Genomic DNA, 17,439 nt, shown 5'->3' with positions numbered 1-17,439 from the left:
TGCTGACCGCAGTCAGGGTGCCGTTGGCGATGCTCAGGTCGGCGTTGGTGAAACCGCTGACCGCCTCGCTGAAGGTGATCGTCACCAGCGAGGTTTCACCCGCTGCCAGTGTTGTGTCGGCCAACACAATCGTCGCAGTCGGACGTACGGTGTCGATGGCGTAGTTGTTGGAATCGGTGGTGCCGCTGCCGGCGTTGCCCGCCAGATCCGCGATGCCGGTGTTGTCCAGGGTGATCAGGTTGGTCGTGTCATTGATGCTCGCGGAAGGTGTGAAGGTCGCGGTCCAGGTGATGCCGCCGTCGCTGCTGCTCACCGCGCTCAACGTGCCGTTGGCGATGGTCACATCGGCGTTGGTGAAACCGCTGACCGCTTCGCTGAAAGTAATGGTCACCAGCGAGGTTTCGCCGATTCTCAGCGCCGTGTCCGTCACCACGATGGTTGCCGTTGGCCGCACAGTGTCGATGGCGTAGTTGTTGGAATCGGTAGTGCCGCTGCCGGCGTTGCCCACCAGATCCGCTACGCCGGTGTTGTCCAGGGTGATCAGGTTGGTCGTGTCATTGACGCTCGCGTTCGGGGTGAACGTGGCGGTCCAGGTGATGCCGCCATCGCTGCTGCTCACCGCGCTCAAGGTGCCGTTGGCGATGGTCAGGTCGGCGTTGGTGAAACCGCTGACTGCTTCATTGAAGGTGATGGTCACCAGCGAGGTTTCGCCGATTCTCAGCGCATTGTCCGCCACCACAATGGTTGCGGTTGGACGAAGCGTATCGATCGCATAATTATTCGAGTCGGTGGTGCCGCTGCCGGTGTTGCCCGCCAGATCCGCCACGCCGGTGTTGTTCAGGGTGATCAGGTTGGTCGTGTCATTGATGCTCGCGGAAGGTGTGAAGGTCGCCGTCCAGGTGATGCCGCCGTCGCTGCTGCTCACCGCGCTCAAGGTGCCGTTGGCGATGGACAGGTCAGCGTTGGTGAAACCACTCACCGCTTCACTGAAGGTGATGGTCACCTGCGAGGTTTCACCGATTTTCAGCGCATTGTCTGTCACCACGATGGTTGCCGTTGGCCTCACGGTATCGATGGCATAGTTGTTCGAATCGGTGGTGCCGCTGCCGGCGTTGCCCACCAGATCCGCCACGCCGGTGTTGTCCAGGGTGATCAGGTTGGTCGTGTCGGTGATGCTGGCGGTCGGTGTAAAAGTTGCCGTCCAGGTGATGCCGCCGTCGCTGCTGCTCACCGCGCTCAACGTGCCGTTGGCGATGGTCAGGTCGGCGTTGGTGAAACCGCTGACTGCTTCATTGAAGGTGATGGTCACCTGCGAGGTTTCGCCGATTCTCAGCGCCGTGTCGGTAAACACGATGCTGGCGGTTGGCCGGACCGTATCGACGACGTAGTTATTGGAGTTGGTGGTACCGACGCCAGCGGTGCCCAGAATGTTGATCACCCCGGTGTTGTCCAGGGTGATGACGTTGGTCGTATCGGAAATACTGGCGGATGGGGTAAAGGTTGCCGTCCAGGTGATGCCGCCATCGCCGCTGCTTACCGCAGTCAAGGTGCCGTTGGCGATGGTCAGATCCGCATTGGTGAGACCGGTCACCGCCTCGGAGAAGGTAATGGTCACCAGGGACGTTTCGCCGATGCTCAGTGTGGTATCAGCGACCACAATAGTCGCGGTCGGCGGTGGCGAATACGCGGTGTTGAGTACACCACCGTCGTTGTAGATGGTCGCGACAGAGGTCGGCGAGGTGCCGGTTGAACCTCCGCCCTGCGCGGTACCGCCGGCACCACTGGCCGCGGCATTACCGGCCAGGGCCGCGAAGTTGGCGGCTGTGATCAGCAGCGTGCCTTTGTTCCAGATCGCACCGACGCCACGGCCACCAATGCCGCCATTGCTGGCATTGCTGCCTTGGCCACCACCACCGCCACCGCCGCCACCAGCGCCGATGTTGTTGCTGATGGTCGACGTGCCGACGATGGTGATGGTGCCGCTGCTGGCGTTGTAGATCCCGCCCACCGCGTTGCCGCCGGCGCCACCGACCTTGTCCCATCCGGCCCCGCCGCCACCACCGCCAATGGAAATCGTGCCATTGGTGGCCGTCGCACCGTTACCGCCGTTGCTGTAATAGGAAACGCCTACGCCGCCAGCCCCGCCAGTGGTGGTACCGCCGCGACCGCCCATGTGGGTGGCGTCATAACCGCCGCCGTAACCACCGACACCGCCGCCGCCCGCCTGGCCGCCCAATGTGCCGGTGCCCGGCCCTGCCGAACCGCCATGCCCGCCGCCCTGGCCGCCCAAACCGCCGCCACCGCCACCCCCACCGCCGTAAAAAGCGCCCGTGACACCGCCGCCGCCACCGCCACCGGAAGCGCCGTTGGAGGTTACACTGACGTTATTCAGGGTCAAAATCCCTGCGTTGAAAATCCCCCCGGCCATCGCGCCCGTGGCGCCGTAGCCACCGTTGCCGCCATTGCCCGATACCAGGCCACGGGTGATCACCAAGCCATCGAGGGTCACGATACTGCCAGCCGTCACTTCAATCACTCGGGTCCGGTACTGACCGTCGAGAATCACGTCAGCCGCGCCGTCGTTGTTCAAGTCGCCATCAACGGTGATGTTCTTGTTGATCAGCAGTTCGGACGTCAGCTGCACCGTCATGCTGCTGCTGAAGGTGACGATATCGCCGTTCTGCGCCGAGGCGAGGGCGGCACGCAGTGAGCCGACGCCCGTGTTGGCGTTGTTGGTGGCCGTCCAGGTGGCCAGGCCCCACTGATAATCGCTCATGGCCGTGGTCGAGAGGACGTTGGCGCTTTCGATGTTGCCGGTGGCGATTTCCAGATCCCAGTCGCCACCGAGCCCGGTGCGATCGCTGGAGGCGGCCACATCGCGGCCGGTCAATTGAGCCAGCGAGTCGATAAAATTCAAGCCGCGCTCGCCGTCGGCGGTGTAGCAACCATAAATCAGGATGTCGCCGCCAACGTTCATGTCCTTGCCAATTTCCGCCAGCACCGCACTGCGATCCGCGATGTTGTCGGCAGACAAGTAGCTGTTGCCCAGCCACAAATCGCCCGCATTGCCGTGAGCAATGATCTGCACCGAGCTGATGCCCTGATGACCGTCCAGATAATCGGCGATTTGTTGCAGGCCATCTTTGCTGGCATCGAGCTGAACCACCTGGGTACCGGGCGCGACGCCTTGAAGCAGACTATCGACATCCTTGACCCGCGAATCGACGAACACCACGCTCTGCCCCGGCACCGCAGCGGGTGCTGGCGCCGGTGTGGCATCGGCCTGGCCGTGGGTGTCTTTGCTGGCGACCGGTTGATCGGCGGTCGGCGCTTCGACCGCCTCGGCGGTGGCATGGCTGTCGGCCTGGGCAGTGTCGGCGACCGTGGCGGCCACCGCGCCGTCGAACAGCATGCGTGGCTCCAGGGACATGATCATTGGCGAGGCCAGCGCTCGTGCGCCTTCGGTAACCCGCGACTTGCCTTTGCTCCACCACATGCTGCTCACCCGGACTCGAACTTTCTGAGGCATCAATGAAAACGCCGCGATCAACTGATCGCGGCGTCGGCTTTCATACGAATGACATTGGCGGCGCTGGCTGAGCCATCGAGCCAAAAGGACAACTCGGCGTACTGCTTGAACAGGTCCGGCGGCAGGATCGTTCGCCTGGATTGCAGTTGGACCTTGGCCTTCACCTTATGCAGCCCCGAGAGGCCGAGGGCCTGGTCGAATTCCGGTGCGTCGTAGGCCAAATGGTCGAAATCATGTTCGAACCAGGGTTCGCCAATAAAATCGTAGACCAGGCGCATCACCCGCTCAGGCGCCTGGCTCAGCAGGTCGTAATCGATGATCAGCAACGAGTCGGCGTGTTCGCCGTAATAGGCTTCCTTGAGGGCGGCCCAGGAAAACCCCACCAGCCGATTGCGCTGGGCCAGGGTTTCGCAGCGGCTATAGACCGTGTTGCGTTCGACCGCATCACCGAACAGCTTGGTGTTTTCGAAGGGGTTGGCGCGGTACAGGCGCTCGATGCTGTCCATGACCCAAGCGACATTGCGCACGCAGGCAATGATTTTGGCTTGAGGGAACAGATCGCTGATCGCCGGCAGGCGCGAACTCCACAGGCGGTTCGTGTCGAACACCACCGGTTTGTCGGCCTTGTCGGCGTAGAAAGAATCGAACAGACCGCGCAACAGACGGCGACGCAGGTTGGTGTCGATCACCGCACCGAATTCGCTGCCGGCGCTGCATTGCTCCAGAACGCCGGAAAAGAGCGCACCCACGGGGCTGGTCATGCCGGCATGAAAGCGCGGGTTCTGCAAAAGAATGGCAGAAAGCAGGGTCGAGCCTGAACGCGGCAAGCCGGAAATAAAGTGAAAGTGCTGCATCCATTCACCCGTCATAAGTCCTTTTGTATGACGAGCGTAGACCATGAATGGTGTTGCGACTAGTGGTGCTTTGATATCAAATCGGAGCTAAATCGACTGGAAAAAACGATTGATATAACCGGCTGAAAGATGAATCGATTAAGCCTTGAAAACACGGGCTTAGTTCAGCACATACAAGCGTGCCCTGGCGCCTCCCGCCCCGGTTTCACCGATGCGTTGCCAGCCCTCGGGCAAAGGGGCGAACTCGTCCGGTCCATCGACGCTACCGACCAGCCAGACGCGACCATTGCCCTTGGGCAAGCTGCCGAGGCTATCCAGATAGACCTCACCGGTCACCAACGTGCCAAAACCGTAAGCGTTCGGCCGGCTCGACCTGCCATTGGCCAACGGCGGCGTGTACAGCAATGGTTTGGCATCAGTGCGGTTGTAATAGACATAACTCAGGTACCAGAGCATGTCGCTGGTGACGATTCGGTCGCCGGGAGCGAAGTGCTGGTTCACATAGCTGACCATGACGCTGATCTGATCGTCGGTATCCACCGTGGCATTGTTCTTCAGCCCCACCAGCTCGACGCCGACAAACAACATCAGCACGGCCAGCGCCACTACCTTGAAGTCCGCGTACAAACGATCGATGGCCAGTGCCACAAGCATCGGCAAGCCCAGGGCATAAGCGGTCAGGTAACGCTCGATGAACACCGGCGATATGAACGACACCGCAAATACCAACAACAACGGGAGAACGGTGTAGATCAGCGCCAGCGCACTGCCACGGAAAACACTGCGATCGCGCGCCAGCGCCACGCCCGCCAGGGCCAGCAGCGCCAGTGGCAACGCAATAAAAATCAGTGTGGGCAGGTTCTCGCCATCGTCCTGGATCAGGAACGACCAGATCATTGAAGGCAGTGAGCCGAGCGTGACGGGCGCCTCCCACCCCACATCGCCATTGGCTTTGAGCTGATCCATGTGCTGCACCAGATCGAACAGACTGGGCAGCCATGGCAGGTACAACGCCACAATCGCCATATTGGCCAGCCACCAGCCGGAGCGCTGAATGTGCCGCAATCGATACCCTGGCTGCACGCGGATCAGTCCCAGATACAGCCAGTGGCAAAGCACGCACAGCGCCGTGAAGTAATGGGTGTAGAACGCGGCACTCATCAGCAGGGTGTACATCACCAGATAGCGCGTGCGTTGCGGCCGCCTGATCCAATACATCAAGGCGATCGTGGCGCCGATCAGCCACAGGCCCAGCAGCGAATACATCCGCACTTCCTGGCTGTAACGCACCGCCGTGGGCAGCAGCGCCAGCAGGACTCCGCCCAGCAACGCGGCGCGGCGGGTCGCGAGCAGGTCCACCAGCCAGACGCCGAGCCCCACCGTGGCAATCCCCGGCAGCGCACTCAGGCAGCGAATCGAAAAAATGCCGTCGCCGAACAGGCCGATCCAGCCGTGCAGAAGCATGAAATACAGGGGTGGATGCACATCATGAGCCGCATGTTCCCAGATCCCGGCCAGGGAATACTGGCTCAGCAACAAGCTAGACCCTTCGTCGCCCCAGATCGCCGCCGCTGTCAGGTCGTAAAAACGCGCCAGCGCGGCCAATACCAGGATCGACAACAGCCAGTGCTCCCGCGCCCATCGCAGCAAGCGACGGACAGCCGCCCACAACCCCGGCATCGCATGCGGGTCCTGGGTGTCGCCCAGCGGTGTTTCTCTGCGCGCCTCCATTACCTCCCCTTGCAACGGCCATGTGAAAACCGAAGCTTCCCCAGCACTGTAGGACAGGCGCGAGCCCGACGTCGATGCTGGCCTTGCGACGGACGACGTCCGGCAATCATTCCGATCAGCGTCTACGCTTTGGCGTGGCGTGACCCAGCCACGGAGATGAAAGGAGTCGGCTGATCAGCGCGAACTGCCCGGTTAACCGGGCCTGCAACGTGACGTATCAGACACTAACCTGAGGGATGAGGAACCATGGAAGTATTCATCGGCACTATTCAGTCTTTCGCCTTTAACTTCGCGCCCAACGGCTGGGCCCTGTGCAACGGCCAGACGCTGAGCATCGCGCAATACAACACGGTTTTCGCACTGCTGGGAACCTACTACGGAGGCAATGGCACCACCAATTTCATGCTGCCCAACCTGCAAGGTCGCATGCCGGTCGCCATGGGCAACGGCCTGGGCCTGACCCCGCGCGTCATCGGCGAAGTTTCCGGCACCGAGAACGTCACCGCGACCATCAATAACCTGCCCAACCACACCCACGCCCTGTCCGGGCTCACCGCCACCACCACCCTGCAACTGGCCAGCCCGGCGAGCAACCCGGTCACCAACCCGACCGCAACCAACTCGTTCATTGGTGCCTCGGGCGGCGGTCCCGGTTCGGCGAGTATTTACTCCGATCAGCAAGGTGCTGCGGCCGTACCGCTCAAGGGCGTGGCCACTACGGTAACAGGGGAAATCTCGTCCGCCGGCAACGGCTTGCCCATGGAGGTGATGAACCCGTTCCTGGTGCTCAACTTCAGCATCGCCCTGAACGGTCTTTTCCCTTCGCGCAACTGAGTGTCTGGCCGGGGGATGCCAATCCCCCGGCCACTTTTGCTGATGGAGTGATGCCATGCTGCAACAAGTTCAAAGCCAACACTTTCAGGCACTGCTGGGCAAGACGGGGACGCTGCGGCTGCCCGATGGCAGTGAACTGCCGATCCATATCGACACCCTTGCAGAAACGCCCCGCTCACAGCTGCCAAACAGCGAGCGCATGCCGTTCAGCGTCGAGTTCAATAGCCTGCAACCCACTGACTTTGTCGATGGCTTGTGTGTGATGGAACTGCCGGAACTGGGCCGGGTGAAAGACATTTTCGTGTCGAGGGTCCCCCCGATGGGGCGGGATCCACAGCTGGGCTACTTCTACATCGCGTTCAATTAAAGAGCGACGCCGATCGCAGCCTGCGGCAGCTCCTACGCGGGATCGCGGGATTGTGGTGGGCTCAACCCCGGGGCTTGCCCCTCGCCATAGACCCTCCCACATTGAACATTCAGTGAGCCTGGCCATGCCATGGCACGACTTTGCGTTGCAGGGCACGCAGGCCCATTTCCATGGCGAAAGCGATCAGCGCGATCACCAGAATCCCCAGCACCACCACATCGGTGACCAGGAATTGCGCGGCCGATTGCACCATGAAGCCCAAACCACTGGTGGCGGCGATCAACTCGGCGGCCACCAATGTCGACCAACCCACACCCAGACCAATCCGCACGCCGGTCAAAATGTCCGGCAAGGCACTGGGCAGAATCACATGCCGAATCAACTGCGCCCGAGTCGCACCCAGCGACTGTGCGGCGCGCAATTTCGCCGGGTCGACGGTGCGTACGCCAGTGGCGGTGGCTATCGCGATCGGCGCGAAGATCGCCAGGTAGATCAACAAGACTTTCGACAACTCACCGATGCCACACCAGATCACGATCAGCGGTAGATAAGCCAGCGGCGGAATCGGGCGATAGAACTCGATCAGCGGATCAAGAATGCCGCGAGCGATGCGATTGTGGCCGATGGCGATGCCCACCGGCACGGCGGTCAGCACGGCGAAGCCCAGGCCCAGGCCAATACGGCCAAGGCTTGCGCCCAAATGCTGCCACAAGGTCGAATCCATGTAGCCGGTGGTTACCAGCAGCCAGCCTTTTTGCAGCACGGCGGACGGCGGCGGCAGGAACAGCGGTTCGATCAAACCTGTGGCCGTGACGGCCCACCAAATGGCAACGAGAGCGACCAGCGTTAGTACGCTGATCCAGCGTGTGTTCAAACTGCGACGCAGCGCAATGACCGTCGAGCTCGACTTCACCGTCGCGGCGGGAATTTCATAGGTGCTCATGCGCGCTCCTGTCGCTGGACGGCACTGCGTTGGGAGAACACTTTGGCGAGCACGTGTTCGCGGGTTTCGATAAAGCGCGGGTCGGACTTGATCGAGCGTGCCGACTCACCGGAGGCATAACGCTGACCGAAATCCAGGCTCAGACGCTCGACGATTTGCCCAGGATCAGGCGCCAGCAGAATCAGATCCGTGGCGAGGAATACCGCTTCTTCAATGTCGTGGGTAATCAGGAACACCGGTTTGGCGGTGCGCTGCCAGACTTGCAGCAACAGCTCCTGCATCTGTTCGCGGGTGAAGGCATCAAGGGCACCGAAGGGTTCATCCATCAGCAAAACCCGAGGGTCTGCTGCGAGGGCGCGAGCGAGGCCGACACGTTGTTTCTGCCCGCCCGAGAGCTGCCAGATTCGGCGATTTTCGAAACCGGAGAGGTCCACCAGCGCGAGCATTTCCCGGGCACGGATTTCGCGTTTGTCCCGGGCGACGCCAGCCAGTTCCAGACCGAAGCCGACGTTGGCCAGCACGTCCTGCCAAGGTAGCAGGGCGTCGTCCTGGAACACCACGCCGCGCTCAGCGCTCGGGCCTTTGACCGGCAAACCGTCAAGGGTGATGCGCCCGGAACTGGGTTCGACAAAACCGGCAATCAGGTTCAACAGCGAGGTCTTGCCACTGCCGGACGGGCCGAGGGCAACCAGCAACTGCCGGGGCCCCAGGCTCAGGGAAATATCCGCCAGCACAGGTTCCGCTGCGCCGGGATACTGTGCGCAGATACGCTCCAGCTGTAGCAAAGCCATTGCGGTTAACTCCCGATCAGTTGGTGATGTATTTGGCGCTGACGTACGGCGCGTAGTCCGGCAGCACGGCCTCGACCTTGCCCTGTTCCTTGAGGAACACTGCGGTGTCGGTGATAGCCTTGGTAGTCGGCGCGCCGAGGGTGATCACCTGATCAGCCGCGAGCGGGAACACGTTGCCTTGCAGCAGCAATGGAATGTCGCTGGCCTTGGCACCGGAGAGCTTCACCAGTTTGTCGACATTGCTTTGGTTGGCGAGCCAGGCTTTCGGGTCTTTGCGGTAGTCGGCGTAGGCATCGAGGGTCACTTTGGCGAACGCGGTGACGATTTCCGGGTGCTTCGCGGCGAAATCCTTACGCACGATCCAGGCATCGAAAGTCGGTGCGCCGAACTTGGCCAACTCGCCCGAGGTGATCAGCACTTTGCCGTTCTCCTTGGCCACGCCGAGGGCAGGGTCCCAGACGTAGGTGGCGTCGATATCACCGCGTTTCCATGCAGCGATGATTGCTGGCGGCGCGAGGTTGAGCACGGTGACTTTCGATGGGTCGATGTTCCAGTGTTTCAGCGCGGCCAGCAGGCTGTAGTGGCCGGTGGAAACGAACGGTACGGCGATTTTCTTGCCGATCAGGTCTTGCGGGGTCTTGATCCCGGAACCATCGCGCGCAACCAGCGCTTCGGCGGCGCCGATCTGGGTGGCGATGAGGAAAGTTTCCACCGGGACTTTGCGGGTGATTGCCGCCGTCAGGGGGCTGGAACCGAGGTAGCCGATTTGCACATCGCCGGAAGCGATGGCGGCAATAATGTCGGCGCCGTTATCGAATTTGCGCCAGTCGATGTCGGCTTTGGTGGCTTTTTCGTAGGTGCCATCGGCTTGGGCGACTTTGGCTGGGTCAACGGTGGTCTGGTAGGCGACGGTCACATCTGCCGCCTGAGCCAGGAAACTCGCCGAAGCCAGAAACGCGGCGGCCAGGCGGCGAAGAGGGGAAGTCAGTTTCATCGGGAAGCTCCTTGTCAGGCGACCGAGAGTCGGCGTGAAAAGGAGACTAAATGATATAAGAATTCGAAAATAAATAACTTTTTCGAATTACCTTATGAGCGGAAAATTCTAAGGGAGCATAGTTGTGTATCGCTTTTGTGGCGAGGGAGCTTGCTCCCGCTGGAGGCCGAAGGACTCCCAAAAACAGCGAAGGTGTGCCTGATTAAACACGGTCGCAGATTTTACGGCTGCTACGCAGCCGAGCGGGAGCAAGCTCCCTCGCCACAGAGGTTTGCGTTTAGTTGCTGATCGCCAGAATACTCGCCTGATACGACCCGACAAACACATCGAAATCGCCAACTTCGTTCTGTTCCAGCTCCACCTGCTGAGCCAGCGACGAACGTGCCAACTCTTCAAATCTAGCCTGTTCTGCGCTTGAAAGCGGCTCGCTGCGGAAAAACTCTGCGTGTGCCTGACTCTGACGCAAGGAGAACTGAGCAAAACTTTCCTTGTGCTCGGCCATCGCCGCCAACACCTGAGCCGATGGCGTCAGGGACGAGTCCTTGACCTTGGCCAGCTGTGCGTCCAGTGCCTTGCTGTGAGCATCGCCGCCATGGCTCTGATCCAGCAATGCCGCTAATGGCGCAATCTTTTCCAGCAATTCGCCGGCCCATTCCTTGAGGTCTACCGGGAGCCCGTCGCGTTGCAATTGCAGGCCCGGACGACGACCTTCCTTGACCACGCTGAGGAAGTTCGAGGTCGCGTTGCCGCACGAGGTACTGGTCAGCAGCGGGCTGTCGTTCAGCGCGCAGTACAGCAGGAACGCATCAAGGAACCGCGACTCGGTGAGGTCGATGCCCATCGGCAGGAACGGGTTGATGTCCAGGCAGCGCACTTCGACGTACTGAATGCCACGGGCCACCAGCGCCTGAATCGGCCGTTCGCCGGTGTAGGTCACGCGTTTCGGGCGGATGTTGGAGTAGTACTCGTTTTCGATCTGCAGGATGTTGGTGTTGAGCTGAACCCACTCACCGTCCTGGTGCGTACCGATCTCGACGTACGACGGGTAAGGCGTGGCCACCGCTTTGCGCAGGCTGTCGGTGTAGCTGGTCAGATCGTTGTAGCACGGCGTCAAACCGGCCTGGGCGTTGCTCTGGTAACCCAGATCGCTCATGCGCAGGCTGGTGGCGTACGGCAGGTACAACGTGTCCGGGTCCAGCTGTTCCAACTGATGCGAGCGACCGCGCAGGAAACCGGCGTCCAGGGCAGGCGAGGCACCGAACAGGTACATCAGCAGCCAGCTATAGCGACGGAAGTTGCGGATCAGCGCGATGTAGGCCGACGACTGATAGTCGCGGTCGGTGCCGTCAAAGCCTTCAGCCTCTTTGAGCAGGGGCCAGAGCTTTTCCGGCAGGGAAAAATTGTAGTGGATCCCGGCGATGCACTGCATGGTCTTGCCGTAACGCAACGCCAGGCCCTTGCGATAGACGTACTTGAGCTGCCCGATGTTGGAAGTGCCGTAATAAGCGATCGGGATGTCTTCCTCGGCCGGCAACGGGCACGGCATCGATGGACTCCACAGGTACTCGTTGCCGAGCTTGCTGTAGGCAAAACGGTGAATCCTGTCCAGGCTCGCCAGCATCTGCGCCGGGTCTGGCAGGGCCGGCGTGATGAACTCCAGCAGCGACTCGGAATAGTCGGTGGTGATCTGTTCGTTGGTCAGCGCGGAACCCAATTCTTCCGGGTGCGGCGTTTGCGCCAGGCGACCTTCGCTGGTTACGCGCAGGCATTCACGTTCGATGCCGTGAAGGCACTGTTCGAGCAGAGAGAGGTTAGCGCGCTCGCCGAGCAGAGCCAGGCGGCGGTTGAGAAGTTCGCTCAAGTTGGATTCCTTCACGCGTCAGTCGCCCCAATATGGGGGTGGGCAAGACGGTCTACAAGGGTGAAGTTAAAACTGGCGTTTTCGCCTGGTTTTTGGGCTGCGCCAGTCAGCCAATGATTGGGTCGCCACAGTCCACTGTGGGAGCGGGCTTGCTCGCGAAGGCGGTGTATCAGGCGACATTTATGTTGACTGACACTCCCTCTTCGCGAGCAAGCCCGCTCCCACAGGTTTTGTAGCGTCGAAATTAACTCAAATCGAGGTTAGGTAGCTACAGGACAGCGAACGTGCCTTGTGCTTTTGCGACCAGTTTGTCGCCTTGCATCACGTCGGCCTCGACCACCAGCGTGCGGCGGCCCGGATGGATCACCCGTGCCGTGCACATCACTTCACCGTCGGCGACGGCGCGGATGTAGTTGATCTTGCACTCGATGGTCGCGCTCTGCTGGTCAAAGCCGTGGGTGCTGGAACAGGCCAGCCCCATGGCAATGTCCACCAGACTGAACAAAGCGCCGCCGTGCAGTTTGCCGCCGCGATTGCGCAGTTCTGGCTCAAGCGCCAGGGCGACTTGCGCCACCCCGGTTTCCAGGCTGTGCAAGCGACATCCCAGCAGCTTGAAAAACGCGCTTTCGGTCAAGCCGGCCGGGATCTCCATCAGCGTTTTTTCAACTGTTTGGCGTTGGCGAACAGTGAGGCCATGGCGTTGTTGGCCGGGGCTGCTGCCGTGGTTTCCTTGCGCGGTGCGGTGTTCTGCGATTGGCGTGGTGCCGAACCCGGACGCGCACCACGGGCACCGTCGATCTTCTCGCCCGGGGTGTCGCTCATGCGCATCGACAGGCCAACGCGTTTGCGCGGGATGTCGACTTCCATGACCTTCACCTTGACCACATCACCGGCCTTCACCGCTTCACGCGGATCCTTGATGAACTTCTCCGACAGCGCGGAGATGTGTACCAAACCGTCCTGATGCACGCCGATGTCGACGAAGGCGCCGAAGTTGGTCACGTTGGTGACCACGCCTTCGAGGATCATCCCCAGTTGCAAGTCCTTGAGGTCTTCGACGCCTTCCTGGAACTCGGCGGTCTTGAACTCGGGACGCGGGTCGCGACCAGGTTTTTCCAGCTCTTGCAGGATGTCGGTGACCGTCGGCAAGCCGAACGTTTCGTCGGTGTACTTCTTCGGATCGAGACGTTTGAGGAAGCTCGCGTCGCCGATCAGCGAGCGAATGTCGCGATCGGTTTCAGCGGCAATGCGCTGTACCAGCGGATAGGCTTCCGGGTGAACCGCGGACGAATCCAGCGGGTTGTCGCCGTTCATTACACGCAGGAAGCCCGCAGCCTGTTCAAAGGTTTTTTCACCCAGGCGTGCGACTTTCTTCAACGCTGCACGGGTTTTGAAGGCGCCGTGCTCGTCGCGGTGGCTGACGATGTTCTGCGCCAGGGTCGCGTTGAGGCCGGAGATACGGGCCAGCAGCGCCACGGAAGCGGTGTTGACGTCGACGCCCACGGCGTTCACGCAGTCCTCGACCACCGCGTCCAGGCCGCGCGCCAGTTTCAGCTGCGACACGTCGTGCTGGTACTGGCCGACGCCGATGGATTTCGGATCGATCTTCACCAGCTCAGCCAGAGGATCCTGCAAGCGACGGGCAATCGACACCGCGCCACGGATCGATACGTCGAGGTCCGGGAATTCCTTGGAGGCCAGTTCCGACGCCGAGTACACCGATGCACCGGCCTCGGAGACCATGACTTTGGTCATCTTCATGGCTGGGTATTTTTTGATCAGCTCAGCGGCGAGCTTGTCGGTTTCACGGCTGGCGGTGCCGTTGCCGATGGCGATCAGGTCCACCGAATGCTTGGCGCACAGGGCGGCGAGCACGGCGAGGGTCTGGTCCCACTTGTTGTGCGGCACGTGCGGGTAAACCGTGGCGTGATCCAGCAGCTTGCCGGTGGCATCGACCACGGCGACCTTGCAGCCGGTGCGCAGGCCCGGGTCGAGGCCCAGGGTGGCGCGCGGGCCGGCCGGGGCCGACAGCAGCAAGTCGTGCAGGTTGTGTGCGAACACATTGATTGCTTCGGTTTCTGCGCCGTCGCGCAACTCGCCCAGCAGGTCGGTTTCCAGGTGGGTGTAGAGCTTGACCTTCCAGGTCCAGCGCACCACTTCGCCCAGCCATTTGTCGGCGGCACGGTTCTGGTTCTGAATGCCGAATTGCTGGCCGATCATGCCTTCGCACGGGTGCATGGTGCCCGGCAGTTCATCGCCGACTTTCAGCGCGGAACTGAGAATGCCTTCGTTGCGGCCACGGAAAATCGCCAGTGCGCGGTGCGAAGGCATGCTTTTCAGCGGTTCGTCGTGTTCGAAGTAGTCGCGGAACTTGGCGCCTTCCTCTTCCTTGCCGGCGATCACGCGGGCACTGAGGGTGGCTTCCTGCTTGAGGTAGTTGCGCAATTTGTCCAGCAGGCCAGCGTCTTCGGCGAAGCGCTCCATGAGGATGTACTTGGCGCCTTCAAGGGCGGCTTTCACATCGGCCACGCCTTTTTCGGCGTCGATGAAACGCGCGGCTTCGGCTTCAGGGTTCAGGGTCGGGTCGTTGAACAGGCCGTCGGCCAGTTCGCCGAGGCCGGCTTCCAGGGCGATCTGGCCCTTGGTGCGGCGCTTCTGCTTGTACGGCAGGTACAAGTCTTCGAGACGGGTCTTGGTGTCGGCGAGCTTGATGTCGCGTTCGAGTTGCGGGGTCAGTTTGCCCTGCTCTTGAATGCTGGCGAGGATGCTGATACGCCGTTCGTCGAGTTCTCGCAGGTAGCGCAGACGCTCTTCCAGATGACGCAACTGGATGTCATCGAGGCTGCCGGTCACTTCTTTCCGGTAGCGGGCGATGAAGGGAACGGTAGACCCTTCATCGAGTAGCGCGACGGCCGCTTCGACCTGTTGTGGGCGTACACCGAGTTCCTCGGCGATGCGGCTGTTGATGCTGTCCATAAAACCACCTGACAAATTGTGAAAGCAGGCTCGCAGGCGCAGAGATAAAGGCTCAGCGAGTCTGGTTGAGCGGCCTGGCGTGCGCCGCTACCTGAGCCAACAGGCTTCCCGTTGACCCGTGAAATCGAACAATTACTGCCAGCGCCATGAAAAAAAAGCGGCTGCTTACAGTAACGATCAGACGTTGCCTGACACAAAAGGCCGCGCATTATAACCAGCGTTCTGTCCCTTCGGGGGCATCGCGGGTTGTAGGCACAATGCCCGGTTTTCTGGCGGTGAAGGAAAAATCTGCTAACAATGCACACGGTGCGTATAACGGCAGCTACGCCATAATGCGCGCCGAGATCAAAGGAGCATCCAATGAGCAGCACTGCAAACATTGCTGAAGGCGAAAAAATTCTTATTGTTGACGACGATCCCGGGCTGAGCAGCCTGCTGGAGCGTTTTTTCGTCAGCAAGGGCTACCGTGCCCGCGCCGTCCCGAACACGGAACAAATGGACCGCCTGCTGGCGCGTGAAGTGTTCAACCTGGTCGTCCTCGACCTGATGCTGCCTGGCGAAGACGGCCTGACCGCTTGCCGCCGCCTGCGCACAGCGAACAATCAGATTCCGATCATCATGCTGACCGCCAAGGGCGATGAGCTTAGCCGCATCAAGGGCCTGGAACTGGGCGCCGACGATTACCTGGCCAAGCCGTTCAACCCGGACGAGCTGATGGCTCGGGTCAAAGCGGTTCTGCGTCGTCAGGCGGCCCCCGTGCCGGGCGCCCCGGGCAGCGAAGACGAAAGCGTGACCTTCGGTGACTACGAATTGTCCCTGGCCACCCGCGAACTCAAGCGCGGCGACGAAGTGCACATGCTCACCACCGGTGAGTTTGCGGTGCTCAAGGCGCTGGTCATGAACGCGCGTCAGCCACTGACCCGCGACAAGCTGATGAACCTGGCCCGTGGCCGCGAATGGGATGCCCTTGAGCGTTCCATCGATGTGCAGATCTCCCGTCTGCGCCGGATGATCGAACCCGATCCGTCCAAACCACGCTACATCCAGACTGTCTGGGGCGTGGGTTATGTGTTCGTTCCGGATGGCGCCGCCACGAAGTGATCGGTGATTTGTAGGAGCGGGTCTTGCGGGCGAGGGGTCAGATGACCTTTCCCGCAGACCCGTGATCCGCAATATGCGAGCATGCTCGCTCCTGCAAGTGTGTAGCGGTTACTCATGAAAACCCCTGTTTGGTTCCCCCAGAGCTTCTTCTCCCGCACCCTGTGGCTGGTGCTGATCGTCGTCCTGTTCTCCAAGGCGCTGACCCTGGTTTATCTGTTGATGAACGAAGATGTGCTGGTGGATCGCCAATACAGCCACGGCGTCGCCCTGACGCTGCGTGCCTATTGGGCCGCCGATGAAGAAAACCGCACCAAGATCGCCGATGCCGCGACCCTGATTCGGGTGGTGGGTGCCGGTGTGCCGGAAGGCGAACAACACTGGCCTTACAGCGAGATCTACCAGCGCCAGATGCAGGATGAACTGGGCGCCGACACCGAAGTGCGATTACGCATGCACTCACCACCGGCGCTGTGGGTGCGCGCACCCAGCCTGGGCGATGGCTGGCTGAAAGTGCCGTTGTATCCGCACCCATTGCGCGGCCAGAAAATCTGGAATGTGCTCGGCTGGTTCCTCGCCATCGGCCTGCTGTCCACCGCCTCGGCGTGGATTTTCGTCAGCCAGCTCAATCAACCGCTAAAACGCCTGGTCTATGCCGCGAGGCAACTGGGTCAGGGCCGCAGCGTGCGCCTGCCGATCAGCGATACACCGAGCGAAATGACCGAGGTTTATCGCGCCTTCAACCAAATGGCTGAAGACGTCGAACAAGCCGGCCGCGAGCGAGAACTGATGCTGGCCGGGGTCTCCCACGACCTGCGCACGCCCCTGACCCGTTTGCGGCTGTCCCTGGAACTGATGGGGGCCCACAGTGACCTGACAGACGACATGATCCGCGACATCGAAGACATGGACGCGATTCTGGATCAGTTCCTGGCCTTCATTCGTGACGGACGTGATGAGTCGGTGGAAGAAGTGGACCTGAGCGATCTGGTTCGCGAAGTTGCCGCGCCATATAACCAGAACGAAGAGAGAGTGCGCTTGCGCCTGGAACCGATCCAGCCGTTCCCGCTGCGGCGGGTGTCGATGAAACGGTTGCTGAACAACCTCATCGGCAATGCCTTGCATCACGCCGGCAGCGGCGTCGAAGTGGCGGCTTATGTGTCCGGGGATACCAGTGCACCGTATGTGGTGCTGAGCGTCATGGACCGTGGCGCGGGAATCGACCCGTCGGAGCTGGAGGCGATCTTCAACCCGTTCACCCGTGGCGATCGGGCCCGGGGCGGTAAGGGGACCGGGTTAGGGTTGGCGATCGTGAAGCGGATCGCTTCGATGCATGGCGGGAATGTCGAGCTGCGCAACCGCTCCGGTGGTGGGCTGGAAGCGCGGGTGCGGTTGCCGCTTGGGTTGATGTTGCCGAGGGATGCGGTTTAACGACTTTAAAGATCGCAGCCTCGCTTCGCT

Annotated in this window: 13 protein-coding genes; 4 read left to right on the top strand and 9 right to left on the bottom strand. The window is 61.1% G+C overall.

Annotated elements, in window-relative coordinates:
- The 3 genes from PMI36_RS00395 to PMI36_RS00405 form a co-directional block, all read right to left on the bottom strand.
- On the bottom strand, positions 1-3,496 hold a 3,496-nt coding region (locus tag PMI36_RS00395; protein ID WP_032830782.1), incomplete at its 3' end, for an Ig-like domain-containing protein.
- 50 nt (positions 3,497-3,546) lie between these two features.
- Complete coding sequence (locus PMI36_RS00400) at positions 3,547-4,383, bottom strand: sulfotransferase family protein (RefSeq protein ID WP_085990053.1); 837 nt, start codon at positions 4,381-4,383, stop codon at positions 3,547-3,549.
- Between the two features lie 159 nt (positions 4,384-4,542).
- A complete protein-coding gene (locus PMI36_RS00405) occupies positions 4,543-6,114 on the bottom strand; it encodes a glycosyltransferase family 39 protein (protein ID WP_008076580.1) in 1,572 nt (523 codons plus the stop codon).
- A gap of 246 nt (positions 6,115-6,360) precedes the next feature.
- Here PMI36_RS00405 and PMI36_RS00410 point away from each other — a divergent pair, with 246 nt between their 5' ends.
- Both PMI36_RS00410 and PMI36_RS00415 read left to right on the top strand, forming a co-directional pair.
- Positions 6,361-6,948, top strand: a complete 588-nt coding sequence (locus PMI36_RS00410) for a phage tail protein (RefSeq protein ID WP_008076578.1) — start codon at positions 6,361-6,363, stop codon at positions 6,946-6,948.
- Positions 6,949-7,003: 55 nt separating this feature from the next.
- Entirely contained in the window at positions 7,004-7,315 is a 312-nt protein-coding gene (locus tag PMI36_RS00415) for a DUF6916 family protein (protein ID WP_008076576.1), read from the top strand.
- 109 nt (positions 7,316-7,424) lie between these two features.
- Here PMI36_RS00415 and tauC read toward each other — a convergent pair whose 3' ends face one another.
- From tauC to PMI36_RS00445, 6 genes are all read right to left on the bottom strand, one after another.
- Positions 7,425-8,258: a taurine ABC transporter permease TauC gene (gene tauC / locus PMI36_RS00420; RefSeq protein ID WP_008076574.1), complete on the bottom strand. Its 834-nt coding sequence runs from the start codon at positions 8,256-8,258 to the stop codon at positions 7,425-7,427.
- Positions 8,255-9,049 (bottom strand): taurine ABC transporter ATP-binding subunit, encoded by a 795-nt coding sequence (gene tauB, locus PMI36_RS00425; RefSeq protein ID WP_008076571.1) that lies wholly within the window; start codon positions 9,047-9,049, stop codon positions 8,255-8,257. Before tauB ends, tauC begins: the two co-directional genes overlap by 4 nt.
- Positions 9,050-9,065: 16 nt before the next feature.
- On the bottom strand, positions 9,066-10,043 hold the full coding sequence (gene tauA / locus PMI36_RS00430) for a taurine ABC transporter substrate-binding protein (RefSeq protein WP_008076568.1): 978 nt from the start codon (positions 10,041-10,043) through the stop codon (positions 9,066-9,068).
- Positions 10,044-10,320: 277 nt separating this feature from the next.
- Positions 10,321-11,904 carry a glutamate--cysteine ligase gene (gene gshA / locus PMI36_RS00435; protein WP_008076566.1) on the bottom strand — a complete coding sequence of 528 codons (1,584 nt, stop codon included), beginning with the start codon at positions 11,902-11,904 and terminating at the stop codon, positions 10,321-10,323.
- A 268-nt stretch (positions 11,905-12,172) separates the two neighbouring features.
- Positions 12,173-12,556, bottom strand: coding sequence for a PaaI family thioesterase (locus PMI36_RS00440; RefSeq protein WP_008076564.1), 384 nt, complete (start codon positions 12,554-12,556; stop codon positions 12,173-12,175).
- The gene (locus tag PMI36_RS00445; protein ID WP_008076563.1) at positions 12,556-14,880 is read right to left on the bottom strand and encodes a Tex family protein; all 2,325 of its coding nucleotides are present in this window, start codon (positions 14,878-14,880) and stop codon (positions 12,556-12,558) included. Before PMI36_RS00445 ends, PMI36_RS00440 begins: the two co-directional genes overlap by 1 nt.
- A 360-nt stretch (positions 14,881-15,240) precedes the next feature.
- Between PMI36_RS00445 and ompR the strand changes: the two genes are divergently transcribed.
- A complete protein-coding gene (gene ompR / locus PMI36_RS00450; RefSeq protein ID WP_007903084.1) occupies positions 15,241-15,981 on the top strand; it encodes an osmolarity response regulator transcription factor OmpR in 741 nt (246 codons plus the stop codon).
- A gap of 114 nt (positions 15,982-16,095) precedes the next feature.
- The gene (locus PMI36_RS00455; protein ID WP_008076561.1) at positions 16,096-17,409 is read left to right on the top strand and encodes an ATP-binding protein; all 1,314 of its coding nucleotides are present in this window, start codon (positions 16,096-16,098) and stop codon (positions 17,407-17,409) included.
- Positions 17,410-17,439: the final 30 nt, after the last annotated feature.

Origin of the sequence: Pseudomonas sp. GM79 (assembly GCF_000282495.1) — a bacterium.
In the GTDB taxonomy this organism is placed as follows: Bacteria; Pseudomonadota; Gammaproteobacteria; order Pseudomonadales; family Pseudomonadaceae; genus Aquipseudomonas.
The sequence above is the reverse complement of the archived record's forward strand: the minus strand, read 5'-3'. Positions and strand labels throughout refer to the sequence as shown.